Origin of the sequence: Tateyamaria rhodophyticola, assembly GCF_047777875.1 — a bacterium.
GTDB lineage: Bacteria > Pseudomonadota > Alphaproteobacteria > Rhodobacterales > Rhodobacteraceae > Tateyamaria.
Genome location: NZ_CP180519.1, coordinates 999,931 through 1,019,451, shown reverse-complemented (window position 1 = coordinate 1,019,451; position 19,521 = coordinate 999,931). Strand labels below are relative to the sequence as shown.

At 62.7% G+C, this 19,521-nt stretch carries 22 protein-coding genes; 18 read left to right on the top strand and 4 right to left on the bottom strand.

Annotated elements, in window-relative coordinates:
- Nucleotides 1-35: 35 nt before the first annotated feature.
- Together ACERHN_RS06550 and ACERHN_RS06545 are read left to right on the top strand one after the other, a co-directional pair.
- A complete protein-coding gene (locus tag ACERHN_RS06550; RefSeq protein WP_415921841.1) occupies nt 36-269 on the top strand; it encodes a hypothetical protein in 234 nt (77 codons plus the stop codon).
- A gap of 29 nt (nt 270-298) precedes the next feature.
- Complete coding sequence (locus tag ACERHN_RS06545; RefSeq protein ID WP_415921840.1) at nt 299-1,264, top strand: NADPH:quinone oxidoreductase family protein; 966 nt, start codon at nt 299-301, stop codon at nt 1,262-1,264.
- Here the strand turns inward: ACERHN_RS06545 and ACERHN_RS06540 are convergent, their stop codons facing one another.
- The gene (locus tag ACERHN_RS06540; RefSeq protein ID WP_415921839.1) at nt 1,265-2,245 is read right to left on the bottom strand and encodes a DMT family transporter; all 981 of its coding nucleotides are present in this window, start codon (nt 2,243-2,245) and stop codon (nt 1,265-1,267) included.
- A gap of 113 nt (nt 2,246-2,358) precedes the next feature.
- On the opposite strand from ACERHN_RS06540, the gene ACERHN_RS06535 reads away from it, so the two are divergent.
- The 10 genes from ACERHN_RS06535 to ACERHN_RS06490 all read left to right on the top strand — a co-directional run bounded on the left by ACERHN_RS06535 (nt 2,359) and on the right by ACERHN_RS06490 (nt 11,052).
- A complete protein-coding gene (locus ACERHN_RS06535) occupies nt 2,359-2,883 on the top strand; it encodes a CoxG family protein (protein WP_415921838.1) in 525 nt (174 codons plus the stop codon).
- 90 nt (nt 2,884-2,973) lie between these two features.
- The gene (locus tag ACERHN_RS06530) at nt 2,974-3,909 is read left to right on the top strand and encodes an ABC transporter ATP-binding protein (protein WP_415921837.1); all 936 of its coding nucleotides are present in this window, start codon (nt 2,974-2,976) and stop codon (nt 3,907-3,909) included.
- Nucleotides 3,906-4,667 carry an ABC transporter permease gene (locus tag ACERHN_RS06525; RefSeq protein ID WP_415921836.1) on the top strand — a complete coding sequence of 254 codons (762 nt, stop codon included), beginning with the start codon at nt 3,906-3,908 and terminating at the stop codon, nt 4,665-4,667. The genes ACERHN_RS06530 and ACERHN_RS06525 overlap by 4 nt, the downstream gene beginning before the upstream one ends.
- A gap of 85 nt (nt 4,668-4,752) precedes the next feature.
- Entirely contained in the window at nt 4,753-5,550 is a 798-nt protein-coding gene (locus ACERHN_RS06520; protein WP_415921835.1) for a S49 family peptidase, read from the top strand.
- A gap of 175 nt (nt 5,551-5,725) precedes the next feature.
- Nucleotides 5,726-6,679, top strand: coding sequence for a calcium/sodium antiporter (locus tag ACERHN_RS06515; protein WP_415922697.1), 954 nt, complete (start codon nt 5,726-5,728; stop codon nt 6,677-6,679).
- Between the two features lie 20 nt (nt 6,680-6,699).
- Entirely contained in the window at nt 6,700-7,479 is a 780-nt protein-coding gene (locus tag ACERHN_RS06510; RefSeq protein WP_415921834.1) for an SDR family oxidoreductase, read from the top strand.
- Nucleotides 7,480-7,766: 287 nt separating this feature from the next.
- A complete protein-coding gene (gene uvrC / locus ACERHN_RS06505) occupies nt 7,767-9,653 on the top strand; it encodes an excinuclease ABC subunit UvrC (RefSeq protein WP_415921833.1) in 1,887 nt (628 codons plus the stop codon).
- Nucleotides 9,654-9,698: 45 nt separating this feature from the next.
- Complete coding sequence (gene pgsA, locus ACERHN_RS06500) at nt 9,699-10,358, top strand: CDP-diacylglycerol--glycerol-3-phosphate 3-phosphatidyltransferase (protein WP_415921832.1); 660 nt, start codon at nt 9,699-9,701, stop codon at nt 10,356-10,358.
- 5 nt (nt 10,359-10,363) lie between these two features.
- Complete coding sequence (gene moaD, locus ACERHN_RS06495) at nt 10,364-10,609, top strand: molybdopterin converting factor subunit 1 (RefSeq protein WP_415921831.1); 246 nt, start codon at nt 10,364-10,366, stop codon at nt 10,607-10,609.
- Between the two features lie 2 nt (nt 10,610-10,611).
- Nucleotides 10,612-11,052, top strand: coding sequence for a molybdenum cofactor biosynthesis protein MoaE (locus ACERHN_RS06490; RefSeq protein ID WP_415921830.1), 441 nt, complete (start codon nt 10,612-10,614; stop codon nt 11,050-11,052).
- On the opposite strand, the gene ACERHN_RS06485 is transcribed toward ACERHN_RS06490, so the two are convergent.
- From ACERHN_RS06485 to ubiA, 3 genes are read right to left on the bottom strand one after another with little or no spacing between them, the layout of a single operon-like run.
- On the bottom strand, nt 11,053-11,379 hold the full coding sequence (locus ACERHN_RS06485; RefSeq protein ID WP_299689577.1) for a hypothetical protein: 327 nt from the start codon (nt 11,377-11,379) through the stop codon (nt 11,053-11,055).
- The gene (locus tag ACERHN_RS06480; protein WP_415921829.1) at nt 11,366-13,288 is read right to left on the bottom strand and encodes an OmpA family protein; all 1,923 of its coding nucleotides are present in this window, start codon (nt 13,286-13,288) and stop codon (nt 11,366-11,368) included. Before ACERHN_RS06480 ends, ACERHN_RS06485 begins: the two co-directional genes overlap by 14 nt.
- A gap of 60 nt (nt 13,289-13,348) precedes the next feature.
- On the bottom strand, nt 13,349-14,311 hold the full coding sequence (gene ubiA / locus ACERHN_RS06475; protein ID WP_415921828.1) for a 4-hydroxybenzoate octaprenyltransferase: 963 nt from the start codon (nt 14,309-14,311) through the stop codon (nt 13,349-13,351).
- A gap of 11 nt (nt 14,312-14,322) precedes the next feature.
- Here ubiA and ACERHN_RS06470 point away from each other — a divergent pair, with 11 nt between their 5' ends.
- The 6 genes from ACERHN_RS06470 to ACERHN_RS06445 all read left to right on the top strand — a co-directional run bounded on the left by ACERHN_RS06470 (nt 14,323) and on the right by ACERHN_RS06445 (nt 19,518).
- A complete protein-coding gene (locus ACERHN_RS06470) occupies nt 14,323-15,039 on the top strand; it encodes a 16S rRNA (uracil(1498)-N(3))-methyltransferase (protein WP_415921827.1) in 717 nt (238 codons plus the stop codon).
- An 85-nt stretch (nt 15,040-15,124) separates the two neighbouring features.
- Nucleotides 15,125-16,024 (top strand): HNH endonuclease, encoded by a 900-nt coding sequence (locus ACERHN_RS06465; protein WP_415921826.1) that lies wholly within the window; start codon nt 15,125-15,127, stop codon nt 16,022-16,024.
- Nucleotides 16,025-16,049: 25 nt separating this feature from the next.
- Nucleotides 16,050-16,586, top strand: a complete 537-nt coding sequence (locus ACERHN_RS06460) for a hypothetical protein (RefSeq protein ID WP_415921825.1) — start codon at nt 16,050-16,052, stop codon at nt 16,584-16,586.
- An 88-nt stretch (nt 16,587-16,674) separates the two neighbouring features.
- Nucleotides 16,675-18,045: a glutamate--cysteine ligase gene (locus ACERHN_RS06455; protein WP_415921824.1), complete on the top strand. Its 1,371-nt coding sequence runs from the start codon at nt 16,675-16,677 to the stop codon at nt 18,043-18,045.
- Between the two features lie 93 nt (nt 18,046-18,138).
- Nucleotides 18,139-18,873, top strand: coding sequence for a sulfite exporter TauE/SafE family protein (locus tag ACERHN_RS06450; RefSeq protein ID WP_415921823.1), 735 nt, complete (start codon nt 18,139-18,141; stop codon nt 18,871-18,873).
- An 18-nt stretch (nt 18,874-18,891) separates the two neighbouring features.
- Nucleotides 18,892-19,518, top strand: a complete 627-nt coding sequence (locus ACERHN_RS06445) for a GntR family transcriptional regulator (RefSeq protein WP_415921822.1) — start codon at nt 18,892-18,894, stop codon at nt 19,516-19,518.
- Nucleotides 19,519-19,521 lie beyond the last annotated feature (3 nt).

Below are 19,521 nucleotides of genomic sequence, written 5' to 3'. Positions count from 1 at the left end.
TTTGACCGGGGCGCCGCGCCGCCTAGCTTTGAATCATGTCTGACGCATCGCTTCCACGTCTGTTTCTGACGGCCACGGCCATTGGGCTTGGGGTGTCAGCGGCTCTCATTTGTGCGCTTTGGCTTTTCAACATAAACGGGTTCTATGATGCGCTGGCGCCGTCGCGGGATGCGCTTTTGGCGCTGGTCGTGATCTGGATTTCGAACGGGTTGCTTTTCGCCGCCGTGCAGGTGGGGTATGCGCTGCACCGAATGGGGGATGCAGAGTAGTCCCCGGTGAGCAAACGGAGACAGGCGACATGCGTGCAATGCAGGTGACGGAACTGGGCCAGCCATTGGTTCTGAACGACGTGGCACAGCCCGTGGCGGGACCCGGCGAGGTGCTGGTGCGTGTGGCCGCCTGTGGTCTGAACTTTGGCGATCTGTTGATCGTGAAGGGCACCTATCAGGAGAAACCCGCGCTGCCCGCGACACTGGGCATGGAGATGGCGGGCACGGTTGCTGCGGTGGGCGAAGGCGTGACGCATCTGTCCGAAGGGCAGCGCATCGCGGCCTATGCCGGGTTCGGGGGTTTGGGCGAATACGCGACCTTGCCCGCGGACGTATGCGTGCCGATCCCGGATGCGATGAATTTCGTGGATGCGGCGGCGTTTCTCGTGGCCTACGGCACCAGCCATGTGGGCCTTGATTACAAGGCGCGGCTGCAACCGGGAGAGCGGCTTTTGGTGCTGGGCGCGTCGGGTGGGGTTGGCCTGACCGCGGTCGAGCTGGGCAAGCTGATGGGGGCCGAAGTCATTGCCTGCGCGCGCGGCGCTGACAAGCTGCGCGTTGCGGGTGAAGCGGGGGCAGACCATCTGCTGGACAGTGAGACCTGTGATCTGCGCGCGGACGTCAAGGCGCTTGGCGGGGCGGATGTGGTCTATGACCCGGTGGGCGGGGCGCTGTTCGATGCAGCGCTGCGCGCATGCAATCCCGAGGCCCGGCTGCTGCCTCTTGGCTTTGCCAGCGGGACGGTGCCGCAAATCCCTGCAAATTACCTTTTGGTCAAGAACCTGACGGTGCTCGGCTTTTACTGGGGCGGATACACCCGCGTGAATCCACGCGTGCTGACCAGCAGTTTCGAGGTGCTGTTTGATTGGTACGCGCAAGGCAAGCTCAAGCCGCATGTCAGCCACGTTTTGCCACTGGGCCAGGCCAATGACGGTCTGGAATTGCTGCGCACACGGACGGCGACGGGCAAGGTGGTGATCGACGTCACCGCCTGATCAGTACCGGCCCTTGATCTTGCCGCGCGCCACGATGCGCGCCTTTTGTCGTTCGCGCAGGAACACGAACAGACCTGCGCCAAGGATCAGGGCCATACCGGTCCAGACCTCCCACACGGGCAGGTCACCAAACACCACAAAGCCCCAGAAGACCGCCAGCGGCAGCCCGATATATTCGAATGGCGCGATGGTTGCAGCGTCCGCCAGCCGGTAGGCCTGGCTCAGGCAGTACCCGATGATCGCCACATTCAAGCCGAGTGCGCCAAACACCCACATGTCACCCGGCGCGGGCCACACCCACGCGCGCAGCAGAAACGTGACGGAGGCGTTGGTCGACCCTTCGGCAAACCGCCCGTCCCCTGCCACGAGGAAGAATCCGCCCGACACAAGGATGAACATGACCTGGATATAGATGGCCATCGCGCTGGCCTTGCTTTCGACGCCCAGCTTGCGCGTGAGGATCTGGTTCAGCGCATAGGTCAGCGCCGAAAGCACCGGCAGGAGCAGGACAATGCGGCTCACTGTCAGTGTATCCGACCCGGCCCAGGGCCGCTGCATGATCAGGACGCCGATAAATCCGACAATGACGGCCCCCATGCGCATCGGCCCCACTTTTTCCCCCAGCACGGGGATCGACAGCAACGTGATGAACAGCGGTGCCGCGAAAAACAGGGCCGTCGCATCGGCCAATGGCAGCACGGCGAGTGCCACGAAGAAGGTCATGTTGGCTATCACGATCAACAGGCCGCGTGTGGCATGCAGGATGGGGTGGCGGGTGCGCAGGATCCGCCAACCGCCTTCGAACTGAACCAGAACGAGGGTGAACAGGATGCCGAACCCGGACCGCACAAACACCAGTTCGTGCAAGGGGTATCCGCCGGACAGCTGCTTGATCAACAGATCGTTGACGGAAATGCAAAACACTCCCACCAGCACAAACAGAATGCCCAGCCCGGCAATGTTTCGATCCGACGTGCCCATGGGCCACGCCTATCACGAACCGGCGGGCTGTCACGCAGATTCGCGTATGGCGGCGGCGCGGCGGCTGCGGTAGCGTCATGCAGACGCATCGCAAGCACGAGGGAGCCCAGCCGATGAAGATGTCCGACACCCGCGAAATCGCCGCCCCGCCCGCTGCCGTCTATGCGGCCCTTCTGGACGCGGACACGCTCAAGGCCTGCGTGCCCGGTGCCACCGAGGTCACGGGCAACGCCGCTGACGGATTCGAGGCGACTGTGGTGCAAAAGGTCGGCCCGGTCAAAGCGACTTTCAAAGGTAAGGTGGCGCTGTCTGACATGACCGAGAATGAGGCCCTGACGATTTCCGGCGAAGGCAAGGGCGGCGCCGCTGGATTTGCAAAGGGCGGTGCCGAAGTGCGGCTTGCGCCATCGGATACCGGCACCACGCTCAGCTATGATGTAGAAGCGAAGGTGGGCGGCAAGCTCGCCCAGTTGGGCAGCCGCATCATCGACGGGTTTGCCAAGAAGATGGCGGACCAGTTCTTTTCCAACCTGCAAGACCACCTTGAAGGACCGGCCGACCCCGCGACCGAGGACGCAGACGCGGCGCCAGAGGCGGAGAAAAAGGGGTGGCTGGGACGGATCACCGGCAAAAGCTAGGCGCCGCGCACATCGCGGTGTGCGCCGATGCGCTGGTCTTGTGCGTCCGGGTTGGATACCGGTCACACAATCTTGATTTCGGAGACCTCCATGGCACCCATTCTGAGCATTCAGAACGTCCGCAAGGCCTATGATGACGGGTTCGAGGCGCTCAAGGGCGTTTCGCTCGACATTGAAGAGGGCGAGATCCTCGCGCTGCTTGGCCCTAACGGGGCCGGCAAGACGACGCTGATTTCGACCGTGTGCGGTATCACCATGCCGACCTCCGGCACGGTGAGTGTCGCCGGGCACGACATTATACGGGACTACCGCGCCGCGCGCAGTCTTATTGGCCTCGTGCCGCAGGAAATCGCGCTGGAACCGTTTGAAAAGGTGATCAACACCGTGCGCTTTTCCCGCGGCCTTTTCGGCAAGGGGCGCAAGGACGCCGCGGTTGAGGATATCCTGAAACGCCTGTCGCTCTGGGACAAGCGGGACAGCCAGATCCGGGCGCTGTCGGGGGGCATGAAACGCCGCGTTCTGATCGCCAAGGCACTGGCGCATGATCCAAAGGTGCTGTTTCTCGATGAACCGACCGCAGGCGTCGACGTGGAGCTGCGCAAGGACATGTGGGACATTGTGGGGCAGTTGCGCAGCGCAGGCGTCACCACGATCCTGACCACGCATTACATCGAAGAGGCCGAAGCGATTGCTGACCGCGTGGCGGTGATCAACAGCGGCGAAATCCTCCTGGTGGAGGACAAGGACAAGCTGATGGCCCGGATGGGTCAGAAACAGCTGGTGGTGCAACTGACCGATCCGGTGCATGCGGTGCCGGACGCGCTCGCCGCGTATGACCTGCATGTGGGCGAGGATGGTCAGAGCCTTGTCTATCGCTATGACACCAAATCCGAACGCACCGGCATCACCCGCCTGCTGCAAGACGTGGCCAGCGCCGGTTTGCAGCTGCGCGATGTTGAAACACAGCAATCCAGCCTCGAAGACATCTTTGTCTCACTGGTGCACAAACCGGAGGATGCAGCATGAACTGGTCAGCGATCCGGGCGATTTACGTCTTTGAAATGGCGCGGTTTTTCCGCACGATTGCGCAATCCTTGATTTCGCCTGTTCTGTCCACGTCCCTCTATTTCGTGGTGTTCGGCGCCGCCATCGGCAGCCGTATCGACGAGGTCGAAGGGGTGAGTTACGGCGCGTTCATCGTGCCGGGACTCGTGATGCTCACGGTGATGACGCAGGCGATTTCGAACGCGTCGTTCGGCATCTATTTCCCGAAATTCATTGGCACGATCTACGAACTGCTGTCCGCGCCGGTGAATTTTCTGGAGATCGTGATGGGGTATGTCGGTGCGGCGGCGACCAAGGCAATGTTCATCGGGATCATCATCCTGATCACGTCCTTTTTCTTTGTGGATATCGAAATCGCGCACCCGCTTGCGATGGTGGCGTTTCTGGTGCTGACCTGTATCAGTTTCGCGCTCTTTGGGTTCATCATCGGCATCTGGGCCGGCAGCTTTGAGCAACTGCAACTGGTGCCCTTGCTGATCGTGACACCGCTCGTGTTTCTCGGCGGCTCGTTCTACTCGATTTCGATGCTGCCGCCGGTGTGGCAAACGATTTCGATGTTCAACCCGGTGGTCTATCTGATCTCGGGATTTCGCTGGTCTTTCTTCGGGCTGGCGGACGTTCCGATTGCCACGTCGCTGCTGGCGATTGCCGGGTTCACGGCCCTCTGCCTCGGGGCGATTTGGTGGATTTTCAAGTCCGGGTGGCGCATTCGCCAGTGACGTGGCGTGCAATCGGGCCACGTAACCTCCGTGTCTTGCAGCGCTGCCCTTGTTTGCACGGCGTGTGCAATCTACATGGGCTGGGATGAAACGCTGGATCCCCTTCATGAATTCCGACCCCACCGTGGCCGTGATCCGGTTGCAAGGGGTGATCGCCGGAGGAGGGCGGGGCGCGCTGAATGACCGTGCGCTGGCGCCTGTGATCGAAAAGGCGTTTTCCCGCGGCAAACCCGTTGCCGTCGCACTTGAGGTCAATTCGCCGGGTGGCAGCCCTGTGCAATCGTCGCTCATTGGTGCACGCATCCGTCGGCTGGCCGAGGAAAAGGACATTCCCGTCATCGCCTTTGTCGAAGATGTGGCTGCGTCGGGCGGGTACTGGTTGGCGGCCGCTGCGGACGAAATCTATGCGGATCCGAGTTCGGTGGTCGGGTCGATCGGTGTGATTTCCGCAGGTTTTGGTGCGCACGAATTCCTCGCCCGCCAAGGGGTCGAACGGCGCGTCTATACCGCTGGTAAATCCAAATCGATGCTCGACCCGTTCCGGCCCGAACAACCCGAGGACATTGAACGTCTCAAGGGTATCCTCAACGACATCCACACCAATTTCATAGATCACGTGCAGGCGCGGCGGGGTGCGAAACTGGACACGGAAACCGAGCTGTTCACCGGTGAGATCTGGTTGGCGCAGAAGGCCACGAAACTCGGGCTCATTGACGGGATCGGGCACCTCAAGCCGCACCTGACGGAGCGGTTCGGGGAAAAGGTCAAGCTGCGCCGCTATGGCGTCAAACGCCCCTTCTTCTCGCGCTTCGGCGCGCGGGTCATCGACGACGCGATCAGTTCGATCGAAGAGCGGGCCGCGTTTGCCCAGTTTGGACTGTAGCTGTGTTGTCAAAGATCGTTGTGCTGTTTCTGGTCTTTATCGCCGTGCTGGCGATGTTGGGCAAATTGCATTGGATCGGTGGCAAACGTTTGAAATCGGCCAAATGTAGCTGCGGACGCTACCGTATTGGCAAGGGCCCCTGTTCGTGCGGGCGGGGGACCGGCTGATGCAAGACATTATGCCCTGGGTGCTGAGCGGGCTTGGCCTGCTCATCCTGCTGCTGGCCGGTGACAGTCTGGTCAAAGGGGCGGTCAACCTGTCCCTGCGGCTGGGTGTGCCTGCGCTGATCGTCAGCCTGACCATCGTCGCCTTTGGCACCTCTGCGCCGGAACTGCTGATCGCGATACAGGCGGTGCTGGAGGACGCACCGGGCATCGCCATGGGCAACGTCGTTGGCTCGAACACCGCAAACATCCTGCTGGTGCTGGGCATTCCTGCGCTGCTGGCGACGATGCACACGTCGGAATGCGAGACGCGCAAGACGTTCAATTTCATGATCGCAGCCTCTGTCCTTTTTATCGCGCTGGCCTTTCGCGGCGTGTTCGACTGGATCGCGGCGCTTGTGCTGCTGGCAGCCCTCGGGCTGGTCCTCCTGGACGCCGCGATGGAGGCCAAGGGCCACCGCGCCGCATGCGCGGAAGGCACGGCCGTCCCCGAAGAGATCGAAGGGGTGGACCCCGATCTGCCGTGGTGGCGCATTGCGGTCTTTGTGGTGCTTGGCATCATTGGCCTGCCGCTTGGTGCGGACCTGTTGGTGGACAACGCCACGATCATCGCCCGAACCTATGGGGTAAGCGATACGGTGATCGGCCTGACGTTGGTGGCGGTCGGCACATCGCTGCCCGAACTCGCGACCACCGTGATGGCCGCATTGCGGCGTCAGGCGGACGTTGCGTTGGGCAATGTGATTGGGTCGAACATGTTCAACCTGCTGGCCATCATCGGTGTGGCGAGCCTTGTCGGGCCGATCCCGGTTGATCCGGCCTTCCTGAAATTCGACCTGTGGGTCATGTTGGGCGCATCCATCCTGCTGGTCCCGTTTGTCTATATGCGGCAGGACATCAACCGCATTTGGGGCGTTGTCTTGACGGCGCTTTATGTGGCCTATCTGGTTGTCGTACTCAGCTAAGGACCACAGGAGCGCATGACATGACACGAGCACTGGTGACAGGGGCCGGCCACCGGCTGGGTCAGGCGATGGCCGTGTATTTGGCCGGGCGCGGCTATGACGTGGCGGTGCATTACGCCAGCTCGTCCAAGGGCGCGGACGGAACCGTGGCGCAGATCGAGGCGGCGGGGCAAAAGGGTGTGGCCCTGCAAGCTGACTTGCTCGACGAAGACGCGACACAAGGCTTGTTTCCGCGCGCGGTCAACGCCTTGGGTGGCCCGATCACCTGCCTTATCAACAACGCGTCGATCTTTGAATATGACGACATCACCAGTGCGACCCGCGCCGGGTGGGACCGGCATCTCGACAGCAACCTGCGCGCGCCGTTTGTGCTGACACAGGCGATGGCTGCGCAGGGGCTGGAGCCAGAGACGGATGACCGTGGCGAGCCGAAAGCATCCGGCCTGATCGTCAACATGGTGGACCAGCGCGTGCGCAAGCTGACGCCGGAATTCATGACCTATACCATCGCCAAGATGGGATTGTGGGCCCTGACCCAAACCAGCGCGCGCGCCCTGACCCCCGCCATTCGCGTGAACGCCATCGGCCCCGGTCCGACCCTGCAGGGTGGTCGCCAAAGCGCCGAGCATTTTGCCAAGCAACGCGCCGCAACCGTTTTGCAACGCGGATCAAACCCCGAAGATATCGTCGGTGCGCTTGGCTACTTCCTCGATTCGCCGGGAATCACGGGCCAGCTTCTGTGCGTCGATGGCGGGCAGCATCTGGCGTGGGAAACGCCGGACGTGGTGGGTGTCGAATAGGCGACGTAAGGGAAGTTTTGCACCGCATTAATGTCTGTTACAAAAACGTTACCAAAAGACGTTTGATTTCAGGCACTTGTTCGGTGAGTAAAAAATTAACAAGCAAAATCAATGGGTTGAAAAAGTGCCTAAAAAATAGGCACATGAGCGAAAGCCCCAAAAAACAACGAAAAATTCCCAAGGTCCAGAAGTTGTCTCCAAGTTTATCCACAGGTTCGGTGGATGTCTCAACGCTTGCACCACACGTGTCTCTGGTGCAGCCAAATCAGGGAAGGGGGTAGAATCGTATGGCGAAGTTGACACCTGAAGATCAGCCTGAGGTTGTTACCCCTGTGCCTGTGGGGCACGACGTGATCCAAGGGTATCTCAAGACGCTGGACAGCTCACCGGGCGTGTACCGGATGCTCGACCGTGACAGCCGGGTTTTGTACGTGGGCAAGGCGCGCAACCTGCGGGCCAGGGTTTCGAACTATGCCCGCCCCACCGGTCACAGCGCGCGCATCGCACGTATGATCAGCATGACAGCGTCGATGATGTTCCTGACCACGCGCACGGAAACCGAGGCGCTGTTGCTGGAACAGAACCTGATCAAGCAGCTCAAGCCCAAGTTCAATGTGCTGCTGCGCGACGACAAAAGCTTTCCCAACATCCTTGTGACCGGCGACCACGACTATCCGCAGATCAAAAAGCATCGCGGCGCGAAAAAGCAGAAAGGCGCGTATTACGGACCCTTTGCCAGCGCGGGCGCGGTGAACCGGACGCTGAACCAGCTGCAGCGGGTTTTCCTGCTGCGCAATTGTACGGATGCGATGTTCGACAGCCGCACGCGCCCCTGCCTGCAGTACCAGATCAAGCGGTGCTCCGGCCCGTGCGTCGGCATGATCGACAAGGCGGCGTATGCGCAGACGGTGAAGGACGCGGAAAAGTTCCTGTCCGGCAAATCAACGGACATTCAGGCGCGCCTTGCTTCCGAGATGCAGGAGGCGTCCGAAGCGATGGAGTTCGAGCGGGCCGCCGCCCTGCGCGACCGGATCCGTGCCATGACGCAGGTGCAGACGGCCCAGGGCATCAACCCGCGCAACGTGGATGAGGCCGACATCGTGGCGCTGCATCTGGAACAGGGGCAGGCCTGTGTGCAGGTGTTCTTTATCCGGGCGGGCCAGAACTGGGGCAACCGGGATTTCTATCCGCGTGTGGGCGCGGATGTGGATGCGGCGGAGGTGCTGGAGGCATTCCTGGGCCAGTTCTACGACACCAAGGAGCCGCCCCGGCAGCTGATCCTTTCCAACGAGATTGAGAACCCCGATCTGATGGCCGAAGCATTGACCCAGAAGCTGGGCCGCAAGGTTGAGTTGTTGGTGCCGCAGCGGGGCGAAAAGGCCGAATTGGTGGACAGCGCGCTGCGCAACGCGCGCGAAAGCCTGGCGCGCAAGATGGCCGAAAGTGCGACACAGGCCAAGCTGCTGCGCGGACTGGCCGAGGCGTTCGACCTGCCCGCGCCGCCGCAGCGTGTCGAAGTCTACGACAACAGCCACATTCAGGGCACCAACGCCGTGGGCGGCATGATCGTCGCAGGCCCCGACGGGTTCATGAAAAACAGCTACCGCAAGTTCAACATCAAGGGCGATGACCTGACCCCCGGCGATGACTTTGGCATGATGAAGGAAGTGCTGCACCGCCGGTTCAAACGCCTGCTGAACGAGGACCCGGATCGGTCCAAGGGCATGTGGCCCGACCTGTTGCTGATCGACGGGGGCGCGGGGCAGGTCAGTGCCGTGGCGGAGATCATGAGCGAGCATGGGGTGCAGGACATTCCGATGGTGGGTGTGGCCAAGGGCATCGACCGTGACGCGGGCAAGGAAGAGTTCCACCGCGTGGGACAGCGCCCCTTTGCCCTGCGCCACAATGATCCGGTGCTCTATTTCGTGCAGCGGATGCGGGACGAAGCGCACCGGTTCGCCATCGGAACGCACCGGGCCAAGCGCGCCAAGGCCAACATGAAGAACCCGCTGGACGATATTCCGGGCGTGGGGGCGGCGCGCAAACGCGCATTGCTGGCGCATTTCGGATCGGCCAAGGCCGTGGGGCGCGCGAACCTCGCCGATCTCAAGGCGGTCGAGGGCGTGTCCGAAGGCCTGGCGCAGAAGGTCTATGACTATTTCCACGACCAGTGACCCGCGCCCTTTCAGCCGCCCGGTCTTCACGTTAGAGATGACGCCATGATCTGGAACATACCCAATATCCTGACGACCCTGCGCCTGATTGCGGCACCGTTGGTGGCCGTCATGTTCCTCTATTTCACGCGGCCCTATGCGGATATCCTCGCCGTTGTCCTGTTTGTGGGCGCGGCCATCACCGATTGGTTCGACGGCTACCTTGCCCGCGCGTGGGGGCAGCAAACCAAGCTGGGCACCATGCTGGATCCCATTGCGGACAAGGCGATGGTGGTGATCGCGCTGATGGTGATCGTCGGCTTTTCCAGCTGGTCACCCTGGCTGGTGCTGCCCGCGACGATGATCCTGTTTCGTGAAGTGTTCGTGTCGGGACTTCGCGAATTCCTGGGCGACACCGCCGGTACGCTCAAGGTGACGCAACTGGCCAAGTGGAAGACCACGTTGCAGATGATCGCCATCGCCGTGCTGTTCTCTCAAGGTGTGTTCGAGCATTATTTCGGCATGTCGGTCTGGGGCATGGACGATGAACTCGTGTCGGCCATCCTGCGCGGGGACGAACCGGATTTACAGGGGCTTGGCTGGAAACTGGCCGGGGCGGAATGGTCGGGCCGGATTGGCCTGTGGCTGTTGTGGATTGCCGCGGCGCTGACTTTGGTCACCGGGTATGACTACTTTCGCAAGGCAATGCCGCATCTGAAAGGGTAACGGGCATGGACGTTCTGTATTTCGCATGGGTCCGGGAACGGATCGGCATCCCCAAGGAGCGGGTGACAAGCGACGCTGCGACCGTCATGGATCTGGTGGCCGAGTTGCGCGCGCGCGAAGACCGCTATGCCGCCGCGTTCGAGGACCTGACAGCGCTGCGGGTCGCCGTGGACCAGGAGCTTGCCGATTTCGACGCGCCGCTCGACGGGGTGCGCGAGGTGGCATTCTTTCCCCCCATGACGGGCGGCTGACAATGCGCGTCGTTGTGCAGGAGGCCCCGTTCGACCTGGGGCAGGAGGCGTCCGCCTTTGCAAATGCACAGAGTGCGTCGGGCGGCGTTGTGACGTTTTCGGGCATTGTGCGGGACGTGACCGGTGGCCTGTTGACCATGGAGATCGAGCATTACCCCGGCATGACCGAGCGGGCGCTGACGGATATCGCGACCCAGGCGGTGGACCGCTGGTCTTTGGAAGACGCGTTGGTGATCCACCGCCATGGGACGCTGCGGGTGGGCGAACAGATCATGATGGTGGCCACGGCAGCCCGCCATCGCAAGGATGCGTTCGAAGCGGCGGAATTCCTGATGGACTACCTCAAATCCCGCGCGCCGTTCTGGAAACGTGAGGTGACCGGCGCAGGCGAGGCATGGGTGGCCTCGCGAGACGAGGATGAGGACGCGCTCAAGCGCTGGTGATCAGCCGGTGCGCTGACGGTCGATCCACGCGCGCAGCTCTTCGGCCTCGTGGCGCGCGTCGCGCAACCCGTCCATGGCCGCGCGCAATTCCGCTTCGGTCTGTTGCAGCTGATTGGTCAGCTCGGCCTCGCGCTGTTGCAGGTACGTGATCGCCTGATCGCGCGTTTCCTCGGCTTCGTGCAGTTCCTGGCTCATCCGGTCAAGCTCGGCCACATCGCCCGCGGCCACGCGGGTAAAGCGGTGGATCAACCAGTTTGCGAACCACCCCAAGCAGAAGGCCACAAACAGGATAATGGCCGTCGCAATGACAAACTCAGTTCTGCTCATCGCTGGTGCCCTCCTCCTGCGCGTCCGTTTCGGCGTCGCTCTCGGCTGTATCGCCCGAACCGGCGAGGGTTTCCAGCGTTGTTTCACCTTCGGGCGCAGACGGTGCCGGACGGATCAAGCGGAATTCGATGCGGCGGTTGGCTTCGCGCCCCTCTTCGGTGTCGTTGTCGGCGATGGGGTCGGTTTCCCCGTACCCCTTTGCAGAGAAGGTGGAGGTGAGAACGCGCCGGGCGCGCAGCTCATTCAGGACGGATTGCGCGCGCGCCTGGCTGAGGTTGAGGTTCATCTCCTCACGGCCCTGGCTGTCCGTGTGTCCCTGGATCTCCAGCCGGATGCCGCCGCATTGGCGCAGCACTTCGGCGATGTCGTCCATGGTGCCAAGGGCTCCGGCGTCGATGGTGGCGTTGCCGGGCTCAAAGGTGATCTTTGACGTGCCCACGATGGCTGCGATTTCCGCTTCGCATTCCTCGGGGGTGGGCAGGGCCGCAACCGGGTCCAACTGTTCCTGATAGGTGACGGCAATGTCGAAGTCCTCTGCCTCGCCCAGCCGGTTGGCCAACAGCGACGCAATTGTCGTGCTTGCCTCGGGATTGCCGGTATTGCCGCTGACCACCACGCTGTCCGGTGTGACCGTCACGGCCCCGTTCGACAGTTCCGACAACGCCCCCAATCCGGCCAGAACCCGGACGGACCAGTCCGTCGGCAGGTCATCTACGATGCGCGCACCGGTGTAGACATTGTCCGACCCAAACGCCGCCTTGGCATAGCTGTCCGCAACGGTGCGCAGGTTCTCGCTCGAGACGCGCCCGCGCAGCTGCACCAGACCTTCGGGGCTGAGCGTGGCGACGAATTCGGGCGGCCCCTGGTTCGGATCGACGGTCTCGGGCAACTTGGCATAAAGCGCAAAGACCTCGGGCAGCGCGTTTTCCAGATCACCCACGACCCGGTCAAATTCGCCCTGCACCGTACCTTCGGCGGCGACCAGCGTGATGTCCGCGTCGGAAAACGTGACGGAGCCGCCGCCAAGCGTGTTGACGGCTTCGATCGCCTGACTGACTGCGGTGGACCATTTCGGGCTGGGCACGCCCAGGCCGATGGTACAGCGACCCGGACCTGTCAGCCCGGCGGTAAAGGCGGCGCCCATGATCTCTGTCTCGGACCGTTCGGATTCGGCGGAACAGGCGTCGAACCGCGTGCCATTCTCATCTTTGACAAAGCGCAGGGTGAACGGCGTGATCACGGGGCGCGGCGCAGCAATATCCAGTGCCACACGCAGGCCGGGGGGTGCGGCACGGTTCAGCTGCGCCTCAAGGCGGGCTTTCTCCTCGGCGCTGTCGGTGATGGCGGTGATGGAGACGCGGCCCGCCTCAACAGACACCTTGGCCCGCGGCAAGCGCTCCATCGCGGCCAGCGCAAAGCCAAGCGCATCGTCCCAACCCGACGGGGCGGGGTAATCGGCCACTTCGATCAGGTCGGTGACGGGGGCATCCCCGCTGATGGCGGTGATCCGGTCTACGACCTCGGTGCGATCCGTGGAGGCGGGGATGAGGCCAATCACCGACAGGCCCGCATCGTTGCGCAGGATTTCGGCGGAAAACCGTGGCGGCGCGATGGCAGCGGCGGCGGTCACGTCCATCTGGTCAATGACGCGCGCGGCGTCCACGATTGTGCCGGCGGTGGACAGGGCGGCAAAGCGGATGGCTTCGGTCGGTGCGATCCCGGCCAGCGTGACCTGCAAACCGTCGGCCTCCACTTCGGCCCATGTCATGCCCTCGCCGTCCAATGCCTCGCGCACGCCAATTTCCGAGGTCTCTTCGATCAGCTTGACGGACATGTTCGCCGCCACGAGCGACAAGGCCGCAGCGACCACGAAAATACTGGCAATCATGAACAGTGCGGACAGGCGCATCGCGTCGCGTTCCCTTCGGGTTACGGTCTTTGGTCTAAGCGTCGTGCGGTCGAGTTTCAATCACACCAGAAGCGCGGCGACAAAAAAGATGAGCGGGATAAAGCCGGTGTCGCGGTTGGACCGGAACAGGACCATGCACTTTTCCGGGCTTTCGATGTCGAGCCCGCGCAGCTGCCACGCCATGTGCCAGCCCATGGCCCAAGGCCCAGCCAGCGCCGCCACCAACGCCAGAACGGATGCGTCCCGCGTTGCGGTAAAGATCACGGCCAGCCCCATCAGGCCGACCGTCGCCACCAGGAACCGCCGCAGCCACTGCGCGGTATTGTCGCCAAAAAGCCGCGCGGTGGATTTCACGCCGATCAGGGCGTCGTCCTCGATATCCTGATGCGCATAGATTGTGTCGTAAAACAGCGTCCAGGCGATGCCCGCCGCATAGAGCAGCACCGCCGGCGCATCAAGCTGTCCACGATGCGCCGTCCAGGCCAGAAGCGCCCCCCAGTTGAACGCAAGTCCCAGAAAGACCTGCGGCCACCACGTAAACCGCTTGGCAAAGGGGTAGATCGCCACAGGCACCAACGCCAGGACACCCAGCAGTATGGCCGCCGGGTGAAAGGTCAGCAGGATACCGAAGGCCAGCAGCGATTGCAGGCACATCCACGTCAGCGCGCCGCGCACAGTCACCTGGCCCGACGGGATCGGGCGCGATTGCGTCCGGGCCACTTGCGCGTCGATGTCCCGATCCGTGATGTCGTTCCACGTGCACCCGGCCCCCCGCATCAACCACGCCCCCATGGCACAGCCGAGCGCGATCCACGCATCCTCCCACCGGAGGGTCTGGTCGTATACGATGGCGAGCGCCAGCCCCCACCAGCATGGCAACAGCAAAAGCCACGTGCCAATGGGCCGGTCCGCCCGACTGAGCCGTAGGTAGGGACGCGCGAAAGCCGGGGCGCGGGTGTCGACCCAATTGCCTTTTACGGCATCGGCCACTTGCGTCTCTGGTGCGGGGGAAGGGTTGGTCATATGTAGGGCTCATGAGTGACGCAAAGATCCGCCTTTATGTAGAGCACCCGTTGGGGGCAGGGCAATCGGTCCCGCTGTCGCGGGAGCACGCGCATTATCTCTTTGGCGTGATGCGGCAGGGTGTCGGCGCGCCGGTCCTGCTGTTCAACGGGCAGGACGGCGAATGGCGGGCCGAGGTGACAGAGGCAGGCAAACGCGGTGGGTCGCTGTTGTGCGCGCATCAGACACAACCGCTGCACATGCCGCCGGACCTGTGGTTACTGTTTGCCCCGATTAAAAAGGCGCGCACTGATTTCATCGTTGAAAAAGCCGCCGAGATGGGCGCGCGCCGTATTGTTCCCGTCCAAACCGATTTTACAAATGCGGGTCGTGTGCACCGCGACCGGTTGCAGGCGCACGCCATCGAGGCGGCAGAGCAATGCGGCGGCACCTATGTGCCGGAGGTGACGGATATGGAGCGGCTGGAACGGGTTCTGGCGGGGCTTGGGGATCGGCAGGTGATGTTCTGCGATGAGGCATTGGTGGGCGGATCGCCCACCCTACCAAACGTGGCGGGACCATGGGCCATCCTGATCGGACCGGAGGGCGGCTTTTCGGAAAAGGAGCGCGCGCGGCTCCATGGATTGGACGCGGCACATGCCGTACCGCTCGGCCCGCGGATCCTGCGCGCGGACACGGCAGCCGTTGCGGCGCTGACGCTCTGGCAACAGCATCTCGGGGATTGGTAGGGCCCGGGGTCGCGGCAGCTTGTGCGCCTGCCGGAGATTTGGCACCTTTGCGGCCAGGGGTGCAGAAGGTGCGGGTGTTTCAGGGATGGCGTTCGGCATTTTCATCCACCGCAGCGATTCCCGCTATAGCGATCTGCCCGCGACACATTACCAGTTTCCCAAACAGTACCTGAGCCGCGCGCAACAATGTGTTGGCGACTGGATTGTCTATTACGAGCCGCGCAAGGTGCCGCAGTCCAAAGGGTATTTTGCCGTCGCACAGGTGCAGGAGATCATCACCGATCCGCATCAGCCGGATATGTTTCGCGCCATCATTGTGCCGGGCACGTATCTGGATCTGGCTGACCCGGTGCCGTTCAGACAGGATGGAGACCTGGTGGAGCGCGGCCTCCTGAACGACACAGGCGCCGTGTCCGGCCGCGCGCAGGCGGCTGTGCGGACGGTGTCCCCGGCGGACTTCTCTCGCATCATTGCGGCAGGGTTGCACGGCACGGACGCGGTTTTGCCGCGCCGCGACGCGGATGCGTCGCCGACCGGACTGCAGGATGCGCCAGCCCGGTTTGACCACCCCGGCGCACGCCCCCGCATTGACCAGATGTTGAGCCGTGCGGTGCGTGACCAGAGCTTTCGCAAGGTCGTTTTGCGCGCCTATTCCGAAAGATGCGCCGTGACCGGCCTGCGCCTGATCAACGGCGGCGGGCGGGCCGAAGCGGAGGCGGCGCATATTCGCCCGGTCAAGGATGACGGCCCGGATATCGTCACCAATGGCCTCGCTCTGTCCGGCACCGTGCACTGGATGTTTGACCGGGGGTTGATCGGCCTGTCCGATGATCTTGAGATCCTCATATCCCGCCAGGCGAACGACCCGGATGCGGTGCGCAGCATGATCAATGAGACCGGGCGGTTGATCCCGCCGGATCACCCGGCGCATTTTCCGCGGCCGGAGTTTGTGACATGGCACCGAAACACCTATTTCAAACAGTGACGCGGGCGACATAAGGGATTCGTCGATGGGATTTATTCGGCCTGAGGCGCAAACGGCGCTGTGGCGCTGGCGCGAAGTCCTCATTGGCGTCGGTCTGGCGGTTCTGGGGCTGTGGTGGCTTGCGCAATCCACGGGCCTTTTGTGGTATGTCGCGCCTGCGGTGCTGGTGGGGGCCGGCGCGCTCATCATGATCGGTTTTCAGCGGGGGCGCTTTCGCGGGGCGGGCGATGGCGTTGGCACGGTGCAAATCGTCGAAGGGCAGATCACCTATTTTGGCCCGCTCTCCGGGGGCGCGGTCGCCATGCGCGAGCTGACGCGCCTCACGCTGGATGGCACGCAGCATCCGGCGCATTGGCGACTGGAACAGCGCGGGCTGCCGGATGTGCACATTCCCGTGAACGCGGACGGTGCGGACGCCCTGTTTGACGCCTTTGCCAGCCTGCCCGGTCTGCGCACGGAACGCATGCTCAGCCAGCTTCAGGCCCAGCCACACAGCGCTGTGGTCATATGGCAGCGGCGCGCACCGGATCTTGCACATATTGCGCCACAAGGCCGTGCCTGAGCGCACAGGTCCGACGCATTGACACGCTCCGCAAATCACAGCATCCCTGAAATCCGGAAACCGCCAGCAACGAGATCGGAGCGCGTCCATGTCCATCCCCCAATCCGGCGGCGGCCCAATCGAACACCATGATCAATTGGCCGAATATCTCGCGAGCGGGTGCAAACCCAAGGCAGATTGGCGGATCGGGACCGAGCATGAGAAGTTCGGCTATTGCGTCGACAGCCTGAAGCCGCTGCCCTACGAAGGTGATCGGTCCATCCATGCCGTGCTGAGCGCCCTGCGCGACCGCCACGGCTGGGCGCCCATCGAAGAGGGGGGCAAGCTGATCGGGCTCGAAAAGGACGGTGCGAACGTATCCCTGGAACCCGGTGGCGCGCTTGAGCTGTCCGGTGCGCCGCTTGAGACCATTCATGAGACCTGTGACGAAGTGAATGCGCACCTCAAGGAGGTCATGGATATCTCGCGCGAGATTGGCGTGGGCTTTATCGGCCTCGGCGCGGCACCGACCTGGATGCACGAGGATATGCCCCTCATGCCCAAGGGGCGGTACAAGCTGATGGACGCCTATATGGGCAAGGTCGGCACGATGGGCCGGACGATGATGCGCCGGACCTGCACCGTGCAGGTCAACCTGGATTTCGGGTCCGAGGCAGACATGGTGCAAAAGCTGCGCGTGGCCATTGCCCTGCAACCCGTGGCAGCCGCGCTGTTTGCCAATTCTCCGTTTTTCGAAGGTCAGCCCAACGGTCACAAAAGCTGGCGCAGCCGCGTGTGGCGCGACACGGACAACGCGCGTGCGGGCATGATTCCGTTCATTTTCGAAGACGGGTTCGGGTTCGAACGCTGGGTGGAGTACGCGCTCGATGTGCCGATGTATTTTGTCTATCGCGACGGGAAATATGTCGATGCACTGGGGCAATCCTTCCGCGATTTTCTCGACGGACGGCTGCCCGCGCTGCCGGGTGAGACGCCGCAGCTGAGCGATTGGGCCGATCACCTGACCACGGCCTTCCCCGAGGCACGGATCAAAAAGTATATCGAGATGCGCGGGGCCGATGGCGGTCCGTGGCGGCGGCTCTGTGCCTTGCCCGCGTTCTGGGTTGGCCTGACCTATGATCAGACGGCGCTCGATGCGGCGTGGGACTTGTGCAAGGGCTGGACCGCAGAACAGCGCGAGGCACTGCGGGTGGCGGCGTCCGTGGATGGGTTGCAAGCCAAGGTCGAAGGCATCGACATGCACGACGTGGCCCGTCAGGCCGTCGCGATCAGCCATGCGGGTCTCAAGGCGCGCGCGCGTCCCGGTGCCGGGGGCCTGATCCCGGACGAGACGCATTTCCTCAACGCCCTGCAGGAAAGCGTCGAGAGCGGGCAAACGCCTGCGGACGAGCTCTTGGGCCGGTATCATGGCGATTGGGGCGGCGATCTCAGCCGCGTCTTCGAGGACTATTCTTACTGACAGCATCGGTTTTTCGCTGAGAATGCCAGAGACCGAGGTGGAAAACATATGTAATTCTTGATCTTGCATAATTTTACCGATAATCGAGAATATATGTTCGAACCCGAGGTCCTCTTTCTGGGTATTGCCGTTCTCCTGCTTGGCGTGGCCAAGGGAGGGTTCGGTGGTGTCGGTGCGCCGGTGGCTTTGCCGATCATGGCGCTTGCCGTCTCACCCGCGCTGGCCCTTGGCGCGCTTTTGCCCATCCTGATTGCCATGGACCTGGTCAGCGTCGGGGCGCACCGCAAGAATGCAGACATACCGGCCGTGCTTTATGCGCTGCCCGCGGCGGGTGTTGGTGTTCTAATCGGGGCGGCGCTCATTGTTCTTGTGTCGCCGGCGTTGATCGGCGGGGCGATTGGTGTTCTGGCCATCACGTTTGCGATCATGGCGCTCACCGGATATGCGCCGCGGATTGACGGCTGGCCGCGCTGGACCAACGGGGTGTTTGGCGGGCTGTCTGGTCTGACCAGCACGCTTGCACATGCCGGCGGGCCGCCCATCCACATCTATTTCCTGTCGCGCGGGTATGCGCAGCATCAGTTTGTGGCCACATCCGCGCTGTTTATGGCAGGCGTGAACCTGATCAAGGTTGTGCCGTTTGTCGTCGTTGGCACGCTGGATCGGGAGGCCGCGCTTTTGTCGCTCTATCTCCTGCCGCTTGCACTGGCCTCGGCATATGTCGGGGTCCTCGTGTCGCGCCGGATGTCAAAGGCTGTGTTCAAGATTGCCGTCAACGGTCTGATGATCGTCGTCGGTCTCAAGCTGATTTTCGATGCCTTCACCTGATGCAATCCGGACACCGATATGCCCGCCAAGACCAAACTCACCGTCGCCAGCCTGTCTGATCAGATCAAGGATCTGCTGGTCGACCGCATCGTGACGGGCACGTTGCAGCCCGGGGATCGGCTCATCGAGCTGTCGATTGCCCAAGAGGTCGGGACCAGTCAGGCGCCGGTCCGGGAAGCGTTGCGGCAGCTTGAAGGGCTGGGGCTGATTGCGTTTCGGCGGAATCGCGGTGCCGTGGTGCGCAAGTACTCCCGCGAAGAGCGGCGCGAGATTTATGCCGTGCGGGCCGAACTGGAAGGGTTCGCCGCGGCGATTGTGGCCGCATCGGATCCGGACGTGGGCACGCAGCTTTTGTCGCTGTGCGTTCAGATGGAGCGTGCGGCGGACCCTGTGGCCTTTGTCGATCTGAACACGGCATTTCACCGGTTGATCGTCGAGGCGTGCGGCAATCAGGCGTTGCGCGACATCTGGGAGCGGCTGGATGTGCAGACGCGGACGCGGATCAATACGGCACAGGATGCCGAACACCTTGATGCGGCGCAGGCGGATCACCGCAAGATTGCCGAAGCGATTGCAACCGGGCGCGCACAGGATGCGCGCAGCCTCATGACCGCACATATCAACGCGGTGGTTGAAGGCCCGTGATGC